Source organism: Galbibacter sp. L-19, from assembly GCF_056857615.1.
Genome location: NZ_JBSXNL010000048.1, coordinates 138,488 through 154,149 on the forward strand (window position 1 = coordinate 138,488; position 15,662 = coordinate 154,149).

General features: G+C 36.0%; 19 protein-coding genes. 16 read left to right on the plus strand and 3 right to left on the minus strand.

What is annotated here, in order from left to right; all coding sequences use genetic code 11:
• The first annotated feature begins 313 nt into the window (after positions 1–313).
• Positions 314–1,564, plus strand: a complete 1,251-nt coding sequence (locus AC13CQ_RS07545) for a phage integrase SAM-like domain-containing protein (RefSeq protein WP_317133716.1) — start codon at positions 314–316, stop codon at positions 1,562–1,564.
• Positions 1,565–1,580: 16 nt separating this feature from the next.
• Here the strand turns inward: AC13CQ_RS07545 and AC13CQ_RS07550 are convergent, their stop codons facing one another.
• On the minus strand, positions 1,581–2,249 hold the full coding sequence (locus tag AC13CQ_RS07550; protein WP_482882768.1) for a Fic family protein: 669 nt from the start codon (positions 2,247–2,249) through the stop codon (positions 1,581–1,583).
• Between the two features lie 150 nt (positions 2,250–2,399).
• Positions 2,400–3,146, minus strand: coding sequence for a hypothetical protein (locus tag AC13CQ_RS07555; protein WP_474506640.1), 747 nt, complete (start codon positions 3,144–3,146; stop codon positions 2,400–2,402).
• 639 nt (positions 3,147–3,785) lie between these two features.
• On the opposite strand from AC13CQ_RS07555, the gene AC13CQ_RS07560 reads away from it, so the two are divergent.
• The 6 genes from AC13CQ_RS07560 (at position 3,786) to AC13CQ_RS07585 (ending at position 8,667) form a co-directional block, all read left to right on the plus strand.
• Positions 3,786–4,088, plus strand: coding sequence for a DUF983 domain-containing protein (locus AC13CQ_RS07560; protein WP_245547634.1), 303 nt, complete (start codon positions 3,786–3,788; stop codon positions 4,086–4,088).
• Positions 4,072–4,698 carry a Crp/Fnr family transcriptional regulator gene (locus tag AC13CQ_RS07565; protein WP_008610637.1) on the plus strand — a complete coding sequence of 209 codons (627 nt, stop codon included), beginning with the start codon at positions 4,072–4,074 and terminating at the stop codon, positions 4,696–4,698. Before AC13CQ_RS07560 ends, AC13CQ_RS07565 begins: the two co-directional genes overlap by 17 nt.
• A 64-nt stretch (positions 4,699–4,762) precedes the next feature.
• On the plus strand, positions 4,763–5,566 hold the full coding sequence (locus AC13CQ_RS07570) for a sulfite exporter TauE/SafE family protein (protein WP_482882761.1): 804 nt from the start codon (positions 4,763–4,765) through the stop codon (positions 5,564–5,566).
• 2 nt (positions 5,567–5,568) lie between these two features.
• Complete coding sequence (locus AC13CQ_RS07575; RefSeq protein WP_008610634.1) at positions 5,569–6,444, plus strand: sterol desaturase family protein; 876 nt, start codon at positions 5,569–5,571, stop codon at positions 6,442–6,444.
• A 134-nt stretch (positions 6,445–6,578) separates the two neighbouring features.
• Positions 6,579–7,997 carry an MBL fold metallo-hydrolase gene (locus AC13CQ_RS07580; protein WP_008610633.1) on the plus strand — a complete coding sequence of 473 codons (1,419 nt, stop codon included), beginning with the start codon at positions 6,579–6,581 and terminating at the stop codon, positions 7,995–7,997.
• A gap of 28 nt (positions 7,998–8,025) precedes the next feature.
• Positions 8,026–8,667, plus strand: a complete 642-nt coding sequence (locus tag AC13CQ_RS07585) for a class I SAM-dependent methyltransferase (protein ID WP_008610632.1) — start codon at positions 8,026–8,028, stop codon at positions 8,665–8,667.
• Here the strand turns inward: AC13CQ_RS07585 and AC13CQ_RS07590 are convergent.
• The gene (locus tag AC13CQ_RS07590; protein WP_008610631.1) at positions 8,652–9,245 is read right to left on the minus strand and encodes a class I SAM-dependent methyltransferase; all 594 of its coding nucleotides are present in this window, start codon (positions 9,243–9,245) and stop codon (positions 8,652–8,654) included. The two genes, AC13CQ_RS07585 and AC13CQ_RS07590, sit on opposite strands and share 16 nt — an antisense overlap.
• 120 nt (positions 9,246–9,365) lie before the next feature.
• Between AC13CQ_RS07590 and AC13CQ_RS07595 the strand changes: the two genes are divergently transcribed.
• From AC13CQ_RS07595 to AC13CQ_RS07635, 9 genes are all read left to right on the plus strand, one after another.
• The gene (locus tag AC13CQ_RS07595; RefSeq protein WP_008610630.1) at positions 9,366–10,025 is read left to right on the plus strand and encodes a peroxiredoxin; all 660 of its coding nucleotides are present in this window, start codon (positions 9,366–9,368) and stop codon (positions 10,023–10,025) included.
• Positions 10,026–10,187: 162 nt separating this feature from the next.
• A complete protein-coding gene (locus AC13CQ_RS07600) occupies positions 10,188–10,532 on the plus strand; it encodes a rhodanese-like domain-containing protein (RefSeq protein ID WP_008610628.1) in 345 nt (114 codons plus the stop codon).
• A gap of 4 nt (positions 10,533–10,536) precedes the next feature.
• The gene (locus tag AC13CQ_RS07605; RefSeq protein WP_008610627.1) at positions 10,537–10,752 is read left to right on the plus strand and encodes a hypothetical protein; all 216 of its coding nucleotides are present in this window, start codon (positions 10,537–10,539) and stop codon (positions 10,750–10,752) included.
• A gap of 50 nt (positions 10,753–10,802) precedes the next feature.
• A complete protein-coding gene (locus AC13CQ_RS07610) occupies positions 10,803–12,605 on the plus strand; it encodes a cbb3-type cytochrome c oxidase subunit I (protein WP_157136707.1) in 1,803 nt (600 codons plus the stop codon).
• 2 nt (positions 12,606–12,607) lie between these two features.
• Positions 12,608–13,627 carry a cytochrome c gene (locus AC13CQ_RS07615; RefSeq protein ID WP_008610625.1) on the plus strand — a complete coding sequence of 340 codons (1,020 nt, stop codon included), beginning with the start codon at positions 12,608–12,610 and terminating at the stop codon, positions 13,625–13,627.
• A 2-nt stretch (positions 13,628–13,629) separates the two neighbouring features.
• Positions 13,630–13,890: a hypothetical protein gene (locus tag AC13CQ_RS07620; protein ID WP_245547633.1), complete on the plus strand. Its 261-nt coding sequence runs from the start codon at positions 13,630–13,632 to the stop codon at positions 13,888–13,890.
• A gap of 4 nt (positions 13,891–13,894) precedes the next feature.
• Positions 13,895–14,293 (plus strand): hypothetical protein, encoded by a 399-nt coding sequence (locus tag AC13CQ_RS07625; RefSeq protein ID WP_008610623.1) that lies wholly within the window; start codon positions 13,895–13,897, stop codon positions 14,291–14,293.
• Between the two features lie 158 nt (positions 14,294–14,451).
• Complete coding sequence (locus tag AC13CQ_RS07630; RefSeq protein WP_008610621.1) at positions 14,452–14,724, plus strand: heavy-metal-associated domain-containing protein; 273 nt, start codon at positions 14,452–14,454, stop codon at positions 14,722–14,724.
• Positions 14,725–14,893: 169 nt separating this feature from the next.
• Positions 14,894–15,604, plus strand: a complete 711-nt coding sequence (locus AC13CQ_RS07635; RefSeq protein ID WP_008610620.1) for a DUF2490 domain-containing protein — start codon at positions 14,894–14,896, stop codon at positions 15,602–15,604.
• Positions 15,605–15,662 lie beyond the last annotated feature (58 nt).

Below are 15,662 nucleotides of genomic sequence, written 5' to 3' on the forward strand. Positions count from 1 at the left end.
TTTCGGAGAAAGTAGAAATAATAGGATTTGATTGCAATTAATTACAATCAGTACAGATATAAATGCCTTGATAAAAAAACCAGTATTCTGTACCTATTCTGTACCCCTTGTAAAAAAGAAAGGCTTCACATTTCTGTGAAGCCTTTCTTTTCTAGTAGCGGGAACTGGACTCGAACCAGTGACCTTCGGGTTATGAGAAAATTACCTGTCCAAATCAATAAAATGCAATTTAACTGGTAATCAATTAGTTAAATATTTTTGAATGTTAAAAAATACCAAATAAATATAAGAAAAATGGTAAAATGTTTTACCTATGTTTTACCTGAGATGTTGTATCTTTATATTAAAGATATCATTTATGGCATCAATTAGAGCAATTTTATGGAAGAAAAAAAAAGCTGATAAAGAGCATCCTATTGTTATCAGAATTACAAAAAATAGAAGATCTACCTATTTGTATACTGGTCAATATGTTGCTCCTAAATTTTGGGATGAAGGTAATAGACTTGTAAAATCATCTCACCCAAATGCTACAAGACTCAACCAACTAATCCTCAAAAAACTTTCTGAAGCAAATGGTCAACTATTGGAATCTGAAGCAAAAGATGATTATGAATCTATTTCAACTATCAAGAAGAAAATCGTTGAAAAGAAAAAAGCTGATTTTTTTCTCGTTGCCGAACGCTACTTAGACAATCTTTTGAAAAGTGAAAAATACCGTCAGTACAAAACACAAAAGAACAGAATCCAAAAGTTTAAAAATTTTGTAGGTAAACAGGAATTAGCCTTTCGGGAAATCACTGTTTTTCTTTTGAGAAAATTTGAAACCTATTTGTTACATCAAGACAAAAAGGCTCCAAGAACTGTGGTAAACTATTTGATGGTTATTCGTACAGTGTATAACAGGGCTATTTCCGATTCATTGGCTAGTAAAGACAGCTATCCCTTTGGAAAGGGGAAAATTCAAATCAAGTTTCCGCAGTCTGAAAAGATCGGGTTGAGTATTGAAGAAGTCAGGTTATTGGAAAACGCACCAAACTTAACCCCTCCACAGAAACATGCCGTTAATTTGTGGTTGTTCAGTTTTTACTTTGCCGGCATACGGGTTGGAGATTTATTACTTCTAAAATGGTCAGACTTTAAGGATGACAGGCTTTATTACAGAATGAGCAAAAATCAAAAACATGATTCTTTAAAAGTTCCGGAAAAAGCTAAAGCCATATTGGAATTCTATAGACAATTCTCTAACAAAAATAACCTAGTATTTCCGGATTTGGGAGAAATCGATTTAAATGATAAAAAATCCCTCCTTTCAAGAACACAATCGGTAAACAGAAATGTCAATCGAAAACTTCAGCGAGTAGCCGATAAACTCAATATTAATAAAAAATTGAGTATGCATATTGCCCGCCATACTTTTGGTAATATCTCCGGGGATAAAATTCCTATTCAAATGCTGCAGAAATTATACCGTCATTCTTCCGTGACGACTACTATAAATTACCAAGCAAACTTTATGAAAAAAGAGGCTGATGCTGCTTTGGATAAAGTTGTTGATTTTTAGTTCTCTTTATTCTTTTTCAGGAGGTAAAAATCAAATTATATTGGGATTGAATATCTTCAATTTCTCTTTTAGTAAGCATTGAGAATTCTTTCGCTTTTGCCCGTTTAGAGAATTTACCATTGTTTTGCTCCAAAAAGCGTACTAATAATGACACCATATCATCAGGCATTGCATATGTGTTGTCAATATAATACTTAAACTCTTCGTATTTGGTCAAATAATCAACTTCTTGAGGAATGATATTTTCAATGGTATCCTTGACACAACCATATAAAAACTCTGCGTGTGCAGTTGCATCAAAATAACGATAATAATCTATAGTTTCATTGATGACTTCAACATTGTGGTCAGTTGTCTCCTTCCATTCAATAAAATCCAATAAAGAGGTGGAATAACTTTCCAGTACTTTTTGATAATCTCCAATATGATTAAGGATACAGGCGGAAACAGGGAAAATAATTCCTTGCTCCGAAAAACTTTTTTTAGCTAATATATGATGAACCAAATAGCGATGAATACGTCCATTTCCATCTACAAAAGGGTGAATGTTTACAAACCCAAACGCAATAATGGTTGCGGAAAGTACAGCATCTATCTCATCGTCCAATAGTTTACTATTAGTTTCCAACAACCCCATCATCAGTATCGGAATATCTTCATGTTTTGCGGAAATGTGGTCTGGGATGGGAGAAAAAGTATCCTTATCCCGTTACCCTATAAAACCTCCCTTTTTACGGTAGCCCATATCAATAAAACGGGAATTTTCTATGACGAGTTGCTGTAGGCGTTCAAATTCCTCATGGCTTAGGTCTTTCATGCCTGCTTGCCCTATGGCTTATCCCCAACGTGCGGTACGTTTGCTTTTGGGGCTTTCCCCTTCAATGGTAAAAGAAGCCTTGGAATCTTTTAATAATAAAAAGGAAGCAGCTCTTTGTAAAATACTTTTTCGTATACCCTTTAGATAGATTTTGTTTCTGGCTGATAAATTTTCCTGAATATGATGCTCCAAAAAAGCTGTTTTACGAACCAGTGGGCAGAAGTCAACGGTTCCGGGTAAATTGTTATTGACCATTTGACGGGGTGACCGTATTGCTTTTACACCATATTGTAATTGGGTGTCAATTACGTCAACATAGCTTTTTTTACTAATGCTGGAAATACCCGTAAGTTCCGATCCGAGTAACCATTCTATTAAAAACCAAATTCTTCTTGAATATTGACCTGTAGGCTCAATACTGACCAATTGAATCAGCTCCTCTTCACTATAATGTTTTACTAAGGCACTAAATACTAAAAGATTCACCCCTTCATATTTTAAGGCAAACACTAAATGTTTATAGAGTGCCTGTATTTCTGTATATTCAAGTGAATCATCCACTTTATAACTTTTGGGCAAGTAAGTGAAGTTATCATTTTGGACACGTACTGTTTTCAAACTTACCACTGTAAATGGAATTGGTAAAGGAACTGGCAACTGTAAACCATGAATAATCGCTGCATAACCTGAAATAAATCCTTCATCAGGAAGAGAGATACCATTAAAAACGGGTGCAAGAAATGAAAAATGAGCGCTACAAGACATATATAATAAAATTTAGGTGCAAAAAAATATAAATAGGCGCATTCAATAAGTCAATATGTATACTTAACAGTAAAACTCTACTTATCTATATGTTCAATAGCAAAACATGGGAATTAAGCAAGAAAAAGCTTATAAAAATATTAAATGCGGGGGTGGAGGAATTGGTAGACACGCCAGACTTAGAATCTGGTGCCGCGAGATGTGGGAGTTCGAGTCCCCCGCCCGTACAAAAGTCGAAGAGAAATCTTCGGCTTTTTTTGTTCTAAATCCACCCTAAAAAAGGGTCGAGTACAACATTTTGATATTTTTGCTGCCCAAATATTTTTTTTAGAATATGAAGGCATTTAATATCATTCCATATTATATTTCAAATTTAAAAAGAAATATCATTGATCCTTTAATAACTTAAAAAGACCACAAGTAGATATTTAAAAATCCAAATAATCAGAATATTATATTTCTCATTTGATTTTATGTAACATCTGTTACCGAAAATTAAATCAATTCCTTGTATTTTTACCTAAAATTTAGGTAGACTTAAAATTGAAAAAGACAAAATTATACAGCATCTTATTCTTAAAATGCCCACAGTGCCGTCAAGGGGAATTTCTGGAGGGACATCCTTATAGAATTTCAAATATGAATAAAGTAAGGGAATACTGTCCAAAATGTAAGTTAAAATATCATATAGAACCAAGCTTTTATACAGGGTCTATGTATGTTTCTTATGGCGTTGGTATTGCGGTGGCTGTGGCAGCTTATGTGCTTACGCTCATATTTGGTTTGGATTTCGGTCCAACAGGAATAATGCTAAGTATTGTCGCCGCGTTGCTTATTACAATGTCCTATATAGGAGCAGTTTCAAAATCCATTTGGGCACATTTCTTTTTAAAATACAATCCTGAAATCGCTAAAAAAGTAAGCAATGATTCAAGAACTTAAAAAATATTATGGCTCACAATTTGAACTTGCACTTTTGGAAGAAATCAACCAAGTTGGGACTTTTATGGAAGTTCCGGAAGGACAAGATTTAATGAAACCTGGTCAATATATAAAATCAATACCGTTACTGTTGTCTGGCAGTATCAAAATTATGCGTCCTGATGGCGATGGCGATGAATTGTTGCTTTATCATATTGAAAAAGGTGACACCTGTGCAATGACAATGAGTTGCTGCATCGGAGATTCCAAAAGTGAAATACACGCTGTATCTGAAACGGACATTAAACTTCTGATGGTTCCCGTAGGAATGATGGAAGAATGGTCCCGAAAATACAAATCTTGGCGAAACTTTGTATTTTCTAGCTATCACGCGCGAATGATGGAAATGCTTGAAAGTATTGACAATATTGCATTCAATAATATGGATGAACGTTTGGAAAACTATATCCAAAATAGAATTATCCTAATTAACAGTAAGCATATCTATACAACCCATAAGGAAATTGCTTCAGATTTACATACTAGCCGTGTGGTGGTTTCCAGACTACTCAAAAAAATGGAAATCAATAAAAAAATAAAATTACACCGTAGTTTTATTGAAGTCTTGTAACATCAGTTACCAAACTTGTTTAATATGCCCTTTACATTTGTTCTATCATTAGGTAGATAGATAAATGGACATTATAGAAATTTTTGGTTATGCAGGTGCGCTATTTATTGGAATTGTGTTAGGATTGATAGGTGGTGGTTCAATTTTAACTGTACCCATTTTGGTTTATGCCTTATCATTTAATCCAGTAATTGCTACAGCATATTCATTATTTGTAGTGGGTACAACTTCACTTGTAGGAGCACTTAAAAATATGATGAAGGGTAAGGTAGATTTTAAAACGGCCCTTATTTTTGCCGTTCCCGCTTTTACAGCTGTATATTTAACAAGAGCTTATTTAATCCCTGTAATTCCAGAACGATTTTTTGAAGTTAATGATTTTATGGTCACAAAAAATTTGGCCATTATGCTATTTTTTGCCATTGTAATGCTTTTGGCATCCATTACTATGATTCGCAATGGAAATCGGCAACTTAATACAGAAATAGTTGAAAAAAAATCTAATCACCTCTTGTTGGTGGTGCAGGGCTTTTTCATTGGAATTGTAACTGGAATGGTTGGCGCAGGAGGTGGGTTTTTAATTATTCCGGCATTGGTTCTTTTGGCCAAATTGCCGATGAAAAAAGCGGTGGCCACCTCTCTTTTTATAATTGCTATTAATTCGTTGATAGGGTTTTTAGGAGATGTGCAAAACTATGATATAGACTGGTTGTTTTTGCTGCTATTTACTTCAATATCAGTAGTGGGTATATTTATAGGTATTTGGCTTAATAAATTTATCGATGGCAAAAAACTTAAAAAGGCATTTGGCTGGTTTGTACTTCTAATGGGAATTTATATTATATATAAGGAAATTTCCGATCAATAGCAATGGGGAAATACATTGACATAATAGAGCGTTCTTTTTCAGGTTACTTCAATTACCTAATTAAGGAAATTTCCAATCCCTCTTGGACTAATTATTTTTATTGGTTATTAGGTCTTTCTATTCTTGTGTTTTTATTTGAAATCATCGTTCCTTGGCGTAAGAAACAGTCAGTCATTAGAAAAGGGTTTTGGCTCGATACTTTTTACATCCTCTTTAATTTTTTCCTGTTTTCATTAATTGGTTACAACGCTCTTTCAAATGTAGGGGTCGAATTATTTAATGACTGCTTGGGCATATTTGGCATCAAAAATATTGTTGCAGTAGAAGTACAGGATTTTCCTGTATGGATGCAGCTTTTTATTATGTTCATAGTAGCAGATTTTGTGCAATGGAATGTGCACAGAATGCTGCATCGGGTTCCGTGGATGTGGAAATTCCATAAAGTGCACCACAGCGTAAAGGAAATGGGTTTTGCTGCTCAATTTCGATTTCATTTTTTGGAAACTATCGTATATAAATCCATTCAATACATTCCTTTGGCAATGATAGGTTTTGGTATTGAACAATTTTTTGTTGTACATATGTTTACTGTTTTTGTTGGGCATCTTAATCACGCAAATCTCGACTGGAGCTATGGGAAATTTGGTTATATATTCAACAATCCTCGAATGCATATTTGGCATCACGCCAAAGCATTACCAGCTGAACGCCCTTACGGAATGAACTTTGGGCTTACCTTGAGTATTTGGGATTACCTGTTCGGGACTGCATACGTTCCTGACAGTGGCCGTGATATCGAATTGGGGTTTGAAGATGACGCTAACTTTCCTAATACTTTTATAAAACAAATGAAGTATCCCTTCAAAAAAGATAAGTAGCGTAACAATGGTTACTGACAAACAGAAAAATCTCTTATAATTTTAAATCTATAATTCCCGCTCAAGTTTATGTTTAATGCAGTTGAATTGCGAAAGCATAATTTAAAATAGCGATAACTTAAAACATAAAAATTATGAAAATAGAACAGATTTACACAGGGTGTTTGGCACAAGGTGCCTATTATATTGAAAGCAAGGGAGAAGTGGCTATTATTGACCCATTGCGCGAAGTGCAACCTTACATAGACAAAGCTGAAGCGGCTGGTGCAAAAATCAAATATATTTTTGAAACCCACTTTCACGCTGATTTTGTTTCAGGTCACGTTACCCTTTCAGAAAAAACCGATGCACCTATCATCTATGGCCCAAATGCAAATCCAACATTTAAAGCCACTACTGCAAAGGATGGGCAGGAATTCAAACTAGGCGACCTTACTTTCATAGCACTACACACACCGGGGCACACAATGGAAAGCACCACCTATTTGTTAAAGGGCAAAGATGGAAAAGACCAAGCCTTGTTTACAGGTGATACATTATTCCTTGGTGATGTAGGACGACCCGATCTGGCACAAAAGGCTGCACATATGACCCAAGAACAGCTTGCAGAAACACTATACGATAGCCTTCGTAATAAAATTATGCCGCTTGCAGATGATATAATGGTATATCCGGCTCACGGTGCAGGTTCAGCCTGTGGTAAAAATATGATGAAGGAAACTGTCGATACTTTGGGACACCAAAAAGAAATGAACTATGCCTTACGTGCCGATATGACCAAGGAAGAGTTTGTAAGGGAAGTGACTGCCGGCTTGTTACCGCCACCAGCCTATTTCCCTATGAATGTAAAAATGAACAAAGAGGGCTATAAAAATATAGACGAAGTAATCGCTCAAAGCGAAAATGCGCTAGCGCCAGATGCTTTTGAAGCCGTAGCCAACGAAACAGGAGTCGTGGTGCTGGATGTAAGGCACCAAAACGATTTTGCAAAAGGACATATTCCAGGGTCAATTTTTATAGGTATTGACGGAAGCTTTGCACCTTGGGTTGGCGATTTGATAAAAGATGTGAAGCAACCCATCTTGTTGATTGCCGATAAAGACCGAATTGAAGAAACAATTACACGATTATCGCGTGTTGGCTTTGACAATACATTGGGCTATTTAGATGGTGGTTTTGAAGCTTGGAAAAGAGCGGCAAGGGAATACGATATGGTAACATCTATTTCCGCTAGCGAATTCAAACAAATTGAAGATGATAGCAATTATGATGTTCCAGTATTTGATGTAAGAAAGCCTTCCGAGTTTCAAAGTGAACACGTGCTCAACGCGAACAACACATCTTTATCCAATATAAACCAACATCTAGCAGAATATCCAAAAAATGAAACCTTTTACGTCCATTGTGAAGGTGGCTATCGCAGTATGATTGCAACTTCTATTTTGAAAAGCCGTGGCATACATAATTTAATCGATGTGCAAGGCGGATATAAGGCAATAAAAGAAGCTGGTGTTGAGACTACAGATTATGTTTGTCCATCAACATTGAAATAAAATACCATTTATCAAAGAAAACACACTAATGAAAAGGGCAAAGGAACTAAATCGCAAGCAACATTGGGAATCAGTATATGAAACTAAAAATCCAGAACAAGTAAGTTGGACCCAAGAAAAGCCTATAACATCATTGGATTTTTTAGATTCTTTTATGTTAGATAAAGATGCTAAGATCATTGATGTAGGAGGCGGAGACAGTAAATTAGTGGATTATTTACTTCAGGAAGGATATACTAATATTACCGTGCTCGATATTTCAGCCAAAGCTTTGGAAAAAGCAAAGTATAGACTCGGAGATAAATCCAAACAAATCAAATGGATAGTCAGCGATATTACAGAATTTAAACCTACAGAAACTTATGATGTTTGGCACGATAGGGCAACCTTTCACTTTCTTACAACAGCTCAAGAACGTGATAAATATTTTCAAATCGCAAAAAAATATGTTTCCAATTTCTTAATTATTGGAACCTTTTCGAAAGATGGGCCTGAAAAATGCAGCGGACTAAAAATTAAACAGTATTGTGAGCAAGAGCTTATAGAGTTATTTAGCAATGATTTTGAAAAAATCACTTGCTTAAATAATAATCATATAACACCATTTAAAACGTTACAAAACTTTCTTTTTTGTAGCTTCAAAAAGAAGATGAATCAAAACATTTTCTGAAACACCAGCGTCGTCATCGCTCGTTCATCTTTAACATTGGTTGTTTTAATAGGTTCTATCAAATCAATATTAAATTCAGTTATTAAATCAGTAATACGTTCGCGGGTGAGATAGTAGTTGCCTTTTTTTCCATTGTCTTTGAAGATGATTTTTAGGGCATTGCCATCCAAACCTATATTTGATGCCATCCTAATGAGCAGCATTCCATCAGGTTTCAGCACGCGGATTAATTCTGAAAACATAGCCGTAAAATGGGTTTCGCTTTGTGCAAAATGCAATACAGCACAACATAAAATGTGGTCAAAACTTTTTTCGCCGTAAGGCAATTTATCCAATGTGCCAACCCTAAAGTTTGATGCTGCTTTAGGGTAATTTTGTTTGGCATTTGCTAAAAATTCAGAATCCGCATCTATTCCAAATATTTCAAAATCGTTCTTATAAAACCACTTCAGATTTCGTCCTTTACCACAACCAGCATCCAAAATGGATTGGCCATTTAGATAACGACCCTTCAATATCTGGTCGATGACATAAATATCAACGTTTCCTAATGCGTCAAAAGTAGTATTGTAATCCATATATAATTTGATTTAACGTTTCTGCAATATAAACGAAACTATTCCTTGTTTGTGTAACGCTTGTTACTGTTTTCGGTAAGTAATCTTAATAATTTTATACCAACAAATAAAAAAAATATTATGGAAAACACGGAAACAACTACAGTGCATTCAATGCCAAGAATAGGCGATAAAGCACCTGATTTTAAAGCGAAAACAACTAAAGGGGATATGCAAATGGTTGATTTTGCAAAAAATAAATGGATTGTGATGTTCTCGCACCCTGCAGATTTTACACCTGTATGTACAACCGAAATGAGTGGTTTTGCAATTCGTAATGATGAATTTACTGCGCTCAATACAGAATTATTGGGATTGAGCATAGATAGCATACACTCGCATTTGGGATGGGTAAACAACGTAAGAGAGAAAACCGGTGTCTATTTTGATTTCCCAATCATTGCAGATATTGATATGAAGGTATCAAAACTCTATGGAATGCTACAACCCAACGAGAGCGAAACTGCAGCAGTACGGGCTGTATTCTTTATAGACCCAAAAAAGAAAATACGCTTGATAATGTACTACCCGTTGAATGTAGGTAGAAATATGGATGAGATTTTAAGAGCACTGGAAGCCTTGCAAGTTTCAGATGAACATAAAGTGGCAATGCCATTAGATTGGAAAAAGGGCGATAAGGTTATCGTGCCACCGCCGAAAACATTGGATGAAATGAATGCAAGAATTGCAGATGACGGCTGTGAAAAAGTAGATTTTTATCTCGCCAAAAAATCATTGTAATCAACAAAGTTAGTTTTTAGTTAAGGTTGGTTAGTTAAAAAGCGACGAGCAATCGTCGCTTTTTTTGCACTACTGTAACATAAGTTACTAACAACTTATAACTATACTCATAAATTTATAGAGCGTAAAACAATGAAAAAAATCGTATAAATAAGTATAATTATGAGCAGTCTATTCGGCGCAAAAGCGCAACAAAACAATTCTATAAAAATCCTTGCAGCTTCAAAATTTAATGAAGCCATTTCAAATGATAACATCCAATTGGTGGATGTGCGTACAGCACAAGAATATAAAGAAGGTGCAATTAAAGGGGCTTTAAATATAGATTTCTTCCAGCAGGAAAAATTTTCTGAAGAATTCAACAAGTTAGATAAAAAAGAACCTATCTATCTCTACTGTCGTTCAGGGAATCGAAGCCAACAAGCCGCTGCAAAGTTGCAGGAAATGGGGTTTACAAAAATCTATGATTTACGGGGAGGTTATATGGGTTGGCCATTTAAAAAATAAGATTATGGACAATACACTTGTAATTTGGGCACTGGTAATTGCCTTCTTGGTTCTAGCTTTCGTGGGCGTGTATATATATCGATTACGATTAGTGGCAGATGAGTATGAAGAGCTAAAAAGACTCTCCAGCCATAATTTAAAAGATAAGATATCCCGTTTTTTAGATAAGATGGACAGCAAGCAATTAGACATCTTGAATAAGGCCTTAAATAAGAAATAATAAGAACTACTAACGTGAGGAAATCAATATTTTATAGCATTCTCTTTTTAATGATACCCTCAATGGTATTGGCTCAAGAGCAGACCCCTGATGAAGTATCATTATGGAGTTCGCCAGGAGTATTGATAACCATAGTACTTATAGCTATTCCTATGATTTTAGGAATTATCATTCTTACGATGAAATCGTATAGGATTGCAAAGCAAATTAGAAATAAGGAAACTCTCAAACAGGCCAAAATTTTAGCAGAAGAAATTGTTAGAAACAAGGCCAGCTTAAATCCGGAACAAATAGCAGAGAAAAAACGACGACTGGAATATAAATTGTCAAATGCGGAACTTTCTGGAAAGCAACCCGCAAAGGATGTTCGCGGTTTAATACAGAACCCTACCAATGAATTGATTAATTCATTCTTTGCCAGAAAGAGCCAACCACCCAAGCGTCCTAAAATAGATAAAAACCTGACAAAGCTGGTGCTTTGGTTTTTGGGTTCTGCCATATTCTGGTTGTTGTTGGGAACGAGTGTTGGTGAATATTTAGGCATTAAATTTCTTGTACCTGATGCGGATTCAGTAAGTTGGTTAAGTTTTGGGCGTTTGCGTCCTGTACATACAAATCTGGTCTTTTGGGGATGGTCTTCCCTTGCAATGTTAGGGTTGGGATATTATACAGTACCACGAGTGGGTAACACGAGTATCGCCAGTTTAAAATTAGGATGGTATTCGCTCTATTTTATAAACGCATCCCATATCATTGGTACAATTTCGTTGATGGCAGGAATAAACAATGGTGGTGGCGAATATCGCGAATATATCTGGCCGGTAATGTTGTTGTTTGTTATTGGTTTAATGTTGAGTCTTTTCAATTATTACAAGACTGTAGCCATTAGGAAAACCAAAGAAATTTACATATCAAACTGGTATATAATAGCAGCTGTTATCTTCATTAACATCATTGCTGTAGTATCGTATCTTCCTTTTTGGCAAGATGGACTTGGAGAAACCATTATACAAGGGTATTATATGCACCAGGCCGTAGGGCTTTGGTTTATGATGTTTGTATTGGGGCTGTTATATTATTTTCTTCCCCAGCAATTAAATAAACCCATTTATTCGTATAGTTTGGGCATATTGGCATTTTGGACGCAAATTTTGTTCTATACCCTAATTGGCACGCACCATTTCGTATTTAGTTCCCTGCCTTGGTGGTTGCAAACCGTTGCAATTGTGGGTAGTGTGGGTATGTTGATACCCGTTGCGGCAGGAACAATAAACTTTTTGATGACTTTCAAAGGTTCTTGGAACAAGGTGGCCAGTAGTTACTCTCTACCTTTTTTCCTTGTTGGGGTTATTTATTATTTCACAGGCTCGCTTCAAGGGACTGCGGAAGCGTTTAGGTTTACCAATCTATTATGGCATTTTACTGATTTTACCATAGCACATTCCCACATCACAATGTATGGGATTATAACATTTACCCTGTTTGCAGGCGTCTATGCTATTGTACCAAGATTGACAGGCAAGGAACCGACCCAACTATGGGTAGGAGCACACTTCTGGATGGCCTTGGTAGGGCTTCAATTTTATACAATACCTCTTATGATAGGTGGGACGCTCAAAGGACTTTCTTGGGGAGATGGAGAACCTTTTATAAACTCTGTAGTATTGATGGAGCCTTATTGGCTATGGCGTGCCATAGGCGGGACATTGATGTGGTTATCCCATATTGTATTTGCCTATAATTTCTATAAAATGGTACGAGTGGAAAAAGAAGTTGATATCCATGAAGTGACATTGCAGTTATTGCAAAACGACAATAAGGAAAGTGAAATTGAAGAAGACCTAAAGACATAGCTATGGATATATTCAGCAATCATAAAAGACTCTTTCTATTAGTGATACTGTTATTCGGTACGCTTACTGTTTTCGTGGCTATTTTCCCTGCTTTAAACAACCAATACAGCTACGAACCCTTACCCGATTCTATACCCTTGACCGAAATAGAACAGCGTGGTAAAATGGTATATATTGGCAATGGCTGTGTTGCCTGCCACACGCAACAGGTGCGTAATGTGGAAATAGATAAGGTTTGGGGAAGCCGCCCCAACGTCGCAGCGGATTATGCAGGTATAGAACGGACTAATTTCTGGGTAAATACGGCCACCTTAATGGGCACAGAAAGAACAGGTCCCGACTTGACCAATATAGGAAAAAGACAACCAAGCGAAGATTGGCATTTAACACACCTTTACCAGCCAAGAGCAGTAGTAGAAAATTCAGTTATGGCACCTTACCCTTGGTTATTTGAACTTAAGGATTCTATCAAGATTACGGAAAAGGACAAAATAGTCAATCTACCAGCTAGATACATCAAGGACAAAAGCAAAAAGGTAGTCGCCACCGAAGATGCCATTGCACTGGTCGCCTATTTAAAATCACTGCAACAGGTTAAACTTCCAGATGGAACGCCTAGCCCAGAATTTTTATACAAAAGGGAACAGAAAAAACATGGAGCTAACGAATCTGGAGGTTCTTCCGCTTTAGACGGAGCAGAATTATATACCAATTATTGCGCCAGTTGCCACCAAACCGATGGCAAAGGGGTTAGCGGTGCGTTCCCACCATTGGACGGAAGTGCCATCGTGCAGGGCATAGACCCAACCTCTATGGTCAATATCATAATGTATGGCTATAATGCAAGGGAAGAATACGGCGAAATGCCCGCAATCGGCCAAATTAATGACCTATCGCTAGAAGAATTGGTTGCATTGATGAACCACGAACGTACCAGTTGGAGCAATGACGCACCTGAAGTAAGCCTAGAAGAAATCAATAAAATTCTGGAAGAACTTAAAAAGCAGAACGAAAATCAATGATTATGAAAAAAGGACATTTTTTAATTGTGACATTGTTATTGCCTTTAGCCGCTATGGCCTGCCCAGAATGTGAACGCAGTCAACCTGGAATATTGAAAGGTATTGGACACGGTGCAGGACCACAACAGCAATGGGATTACGTCATTGTAATTCTAACATCCATTATAGTCCTTATATCTCTTTATTATTCCATAAAATGGATTATAAAACCAGGAGAAACAAAACCATCGCACATCAAGCGTAAAATATTGAATTTTGACTAAGACAATGGAAAGCAATAAGGTCATAATATTTTTGGATGAAGAGCCAATACCTATTGGAGAATATGAGGTGCCTATAAATTTTGAACTCGACACAACCAAAATGGTGGATGGCGAGCATACTTTAAAAATTATCAGTAAAGACCCTTATGGCAAAGAGGGTATTAAGAAAGTAGATTTTATAGTGCGTAATGGCCCAGCTATCGATATTGACGGTATAAAACAAAATGCAATTGTAGATGGTAAAGTGCCCGTTATGATTAACGCTTATGGAAAAGGAGGAAAAAAACACTTTCTTATTGAGGGAAGCGAAACTCCACAAAGCATACCCTCTTGGCTGTGGGCAGGGATAATCATATTTGCTGCTTGGGCAATTTACTACTTGATAACCTCATTAACTTTATAAACTACACTATGATTGACAAAGAAGTTTATCATAAAATTGAGAAAGAGGTACATAATAATGATAGCCCTTTAGGTATCGACCCAACAAAACACATATCACCATCATAAAGAAGTTTATACTAATAGAAGAACGATTAATAAATCTAGAAAATAAATAAAATGAAAACAACACTTAAATTACAAAACATTAAATGTGGCGGCTGTACAAATGGCATTGCTGTTCGGCTACTGAAGTTATCAGGTATAAATAACGTGCAGGTAAGCGATGAGACTTCAGAGGTCAGTTTTAGCTATGAAACCGTAAATGACCTTGCCATAGCAGAACGAATGCTTACACAAATGGGCTATCCACCAGAAGGTGTTGATAATACAGTCGTAAATAAGGCAAAATCTCTTATAAGCTGTGCGACAGGAAAATTGAACATTGCTTAAATTAGTACACTTGATGCGAGCCAGCCAATAGTTGGTTAGGTTAAGGGGCAGACTATTAAGGTCTGCCCTTTTTCTTTTTTTCTTTTTTTTCGAAATGTTGACTTCTGTAACAGGGGTTACCTTTTTCTCTCGTTGCATACTATATTTTTGGCTAAACAAACATTTATAGATGAGATATAGTTTACTAATAGGTCTCTTGTTTTTTGTAGGGACTACAAGAGCACAACAGGAGCAATTTGAGCACAGTAGCAGTTGGAACACCTTCACAGTTAAGGCAGCTATAAATGAAAATTGGTTTGTAAAATCTGAATTCAATTTTAGACGTACAAATTTTCTTCAAGATTGGGAACAGTTTGTACTACGGCCTTCAATTCAGCACAAGGTCAATCCATTTATTACAGTTGGCATAGGTTATACATTTATTCAAAATTATTCTTATTCAGAGTTTTCAACACCCATAGATACGCAAGAAAACAATCTTTGGCAGCAATTATTTATCAAACAGCCATTTCATTCATTTACCTTATCTCATAGGTTACGATTTGAAGAGCGCTTTCAAGATAAAATAGCTACAATAGAGGACCACTCTGAAATTACAGGCAGTAATTATGGCAATAGATTACGTTATCGATTTATTATAGAGGTACCAGTTTTTAAAAAGCCCAAAATTTCAGTTTTGGCTTACGATGAAGTATTTCTTGATTTTAAAAAAAGACTACAGCCCAAAAAACTAGACCAAAACTGGATGTTTCTCGGTTTACGCTTTCAGGAAAATGAGTATATTACTATCACATCAGGATATCATTATATTAATATCCCGAGAACTGAAATCGTTATCAATAACCATATTTGGGAAACCTCTGTAATGTTTACACTATAAAGATTATAGCGAATAGTAAATCCTAATTTGTGTAACAAAGGTTACAAACTTTCAAATG

What these genes read in the sequence shown, in the direction of transcription:
- AC13CQ_RS07560 (WP_245547634.1), top strand. Translation starts at nt 3,786, where the DNA reads ATGAATAAAGTAAGGGAATACTGTCCAAAATGTAAGTTAAAATATCAT.
- AC13CQ_RS07575 (WP_008610634.1), top strand. Translation starts at nt 5,569, where the DNA reads ATGGGGAAATACATTGACATAATAGAGCGTTCTTTTTCAGGTTACTTC.
- AC13CQ_RS07580 (WP_008610633.1), top strand. Translation starts at nt 6,579, where the DNA reads ATGAAAATAGAACAGATTTACACAGGGTGTTTGGCACAAGGTGCCTAT.
- AC13CQ_RS07615 (WP_008610625.1), top strand. Translation starts at nt 12,608, where the DNA reads ATGGATATATTCAGCAATCATAAAAGACTCTTTCTATTAGTGATACTG.
- AC13CQ_RS07555 (WP_474506640.1), bottom strand. Translation starts at nt 3,146, where the DNA reads ATGTCTTGTAGCGCTCATTTTTCATTTCTTGCACCCGTTTTTAATGGT.
- AC13CQ_RS07625 (WP_008610623.1), top strand. Translation starts at nt 13,895, where the DNA reads ATGGAAAGCAATAAGGTCATAATATTTTTGGATGAAGAGCCAATACCT.
- AC13CQ_RS07600 (WP_008610628.1), top strand. Translation starts at nt 10,188, where the DNA reads ATGAGCAGTCTATTCGGCGCAAAAGCGCAACAAAACAATTCTATAAAA.
- AC13CQ_RS07590 (WP_008610631.1), bottom strand. Translation starts at nt 9,245, where the DNA reads ATGGATTACAATACTACTTTTGACGCATTAGGAAACGTTGATATTTAT.
- AC13CQ_RS07605 (WP_008610627.1), top strand. Translation starts at nt 10,537, where the DNA reads ATGGACAATACACTTGTAATTTGGGCACTGGTAATTGCCTTCTTGGTT.
- AC13CQ_RS07545 (WP_317133716.1), top strand. Translation starts at nt 314, where the DNA reads ATGTTTTACCTGAGATGTTGTATCTTTATATTAAAGATATCATTTATG.
- AC13CQ_RS07610 (WP_157136707.1), top strand. Translation starts at nt 10,803, where the DNA reads ATGATACCCTCAATGGTATTGGCTCAAGAGCAGACCCCTGATGAAGTA.
- AC13CQ_RS07635 (WP_008610620.1), top strand. Translation starts at nt 14,894, where the DNA reads ATGAGATATAGTTTACTAATAGGTCTCTTGTTTTTTGTAGGGACTACA.
- AC13CQ_RS07565 (WP_008610637.1), top strand. Translation starts at nt 4,072, where the DNA reads ATGATTCAAGAACTTAAAAAATATTATGGCTCACAATTTGAACTTGCA.
- AC13CQ_RS07585 (WP_008610632.1), top strand. Translation starts at nt 8,026, where the DNA reads ATGAAAAGGGCAAAGGAACTAAATCGCAAGCAACATTGGGAATCAGTA.
- AC13CQ_RS07620 (WP_245547633.1), top strand. Translation starts at nt 13,630, where the DNA reads ATGAAAAAAGGACATTTTTTAATTGTGACATTGTTATTGCCTTTAGCC.
- AC13CQ_RS07595 (WP_008610630.1), top strand. Translation starts at nt 9,366, where the DNA reads ATGGAAAACACGGAAACAACTACAGTGCATTCAATGCCAAGAATAGGC.
- AC13CQ_RS07630 (WP_008610621.1), top strand. Translation starts at nt 14,452, where the DNA reads ATGAAAACAACACTTAAATTACAAAACATTAAATGTGGCGGCTGTACA.
- AC13CQ_RS07570 (WP_482882761.1), top strand. Translation starts at nt 4,763, where the DNA reads ATGGACATTATAGAAATTTTTGGTTATGCAGGTGCGCTATTTATTGGA.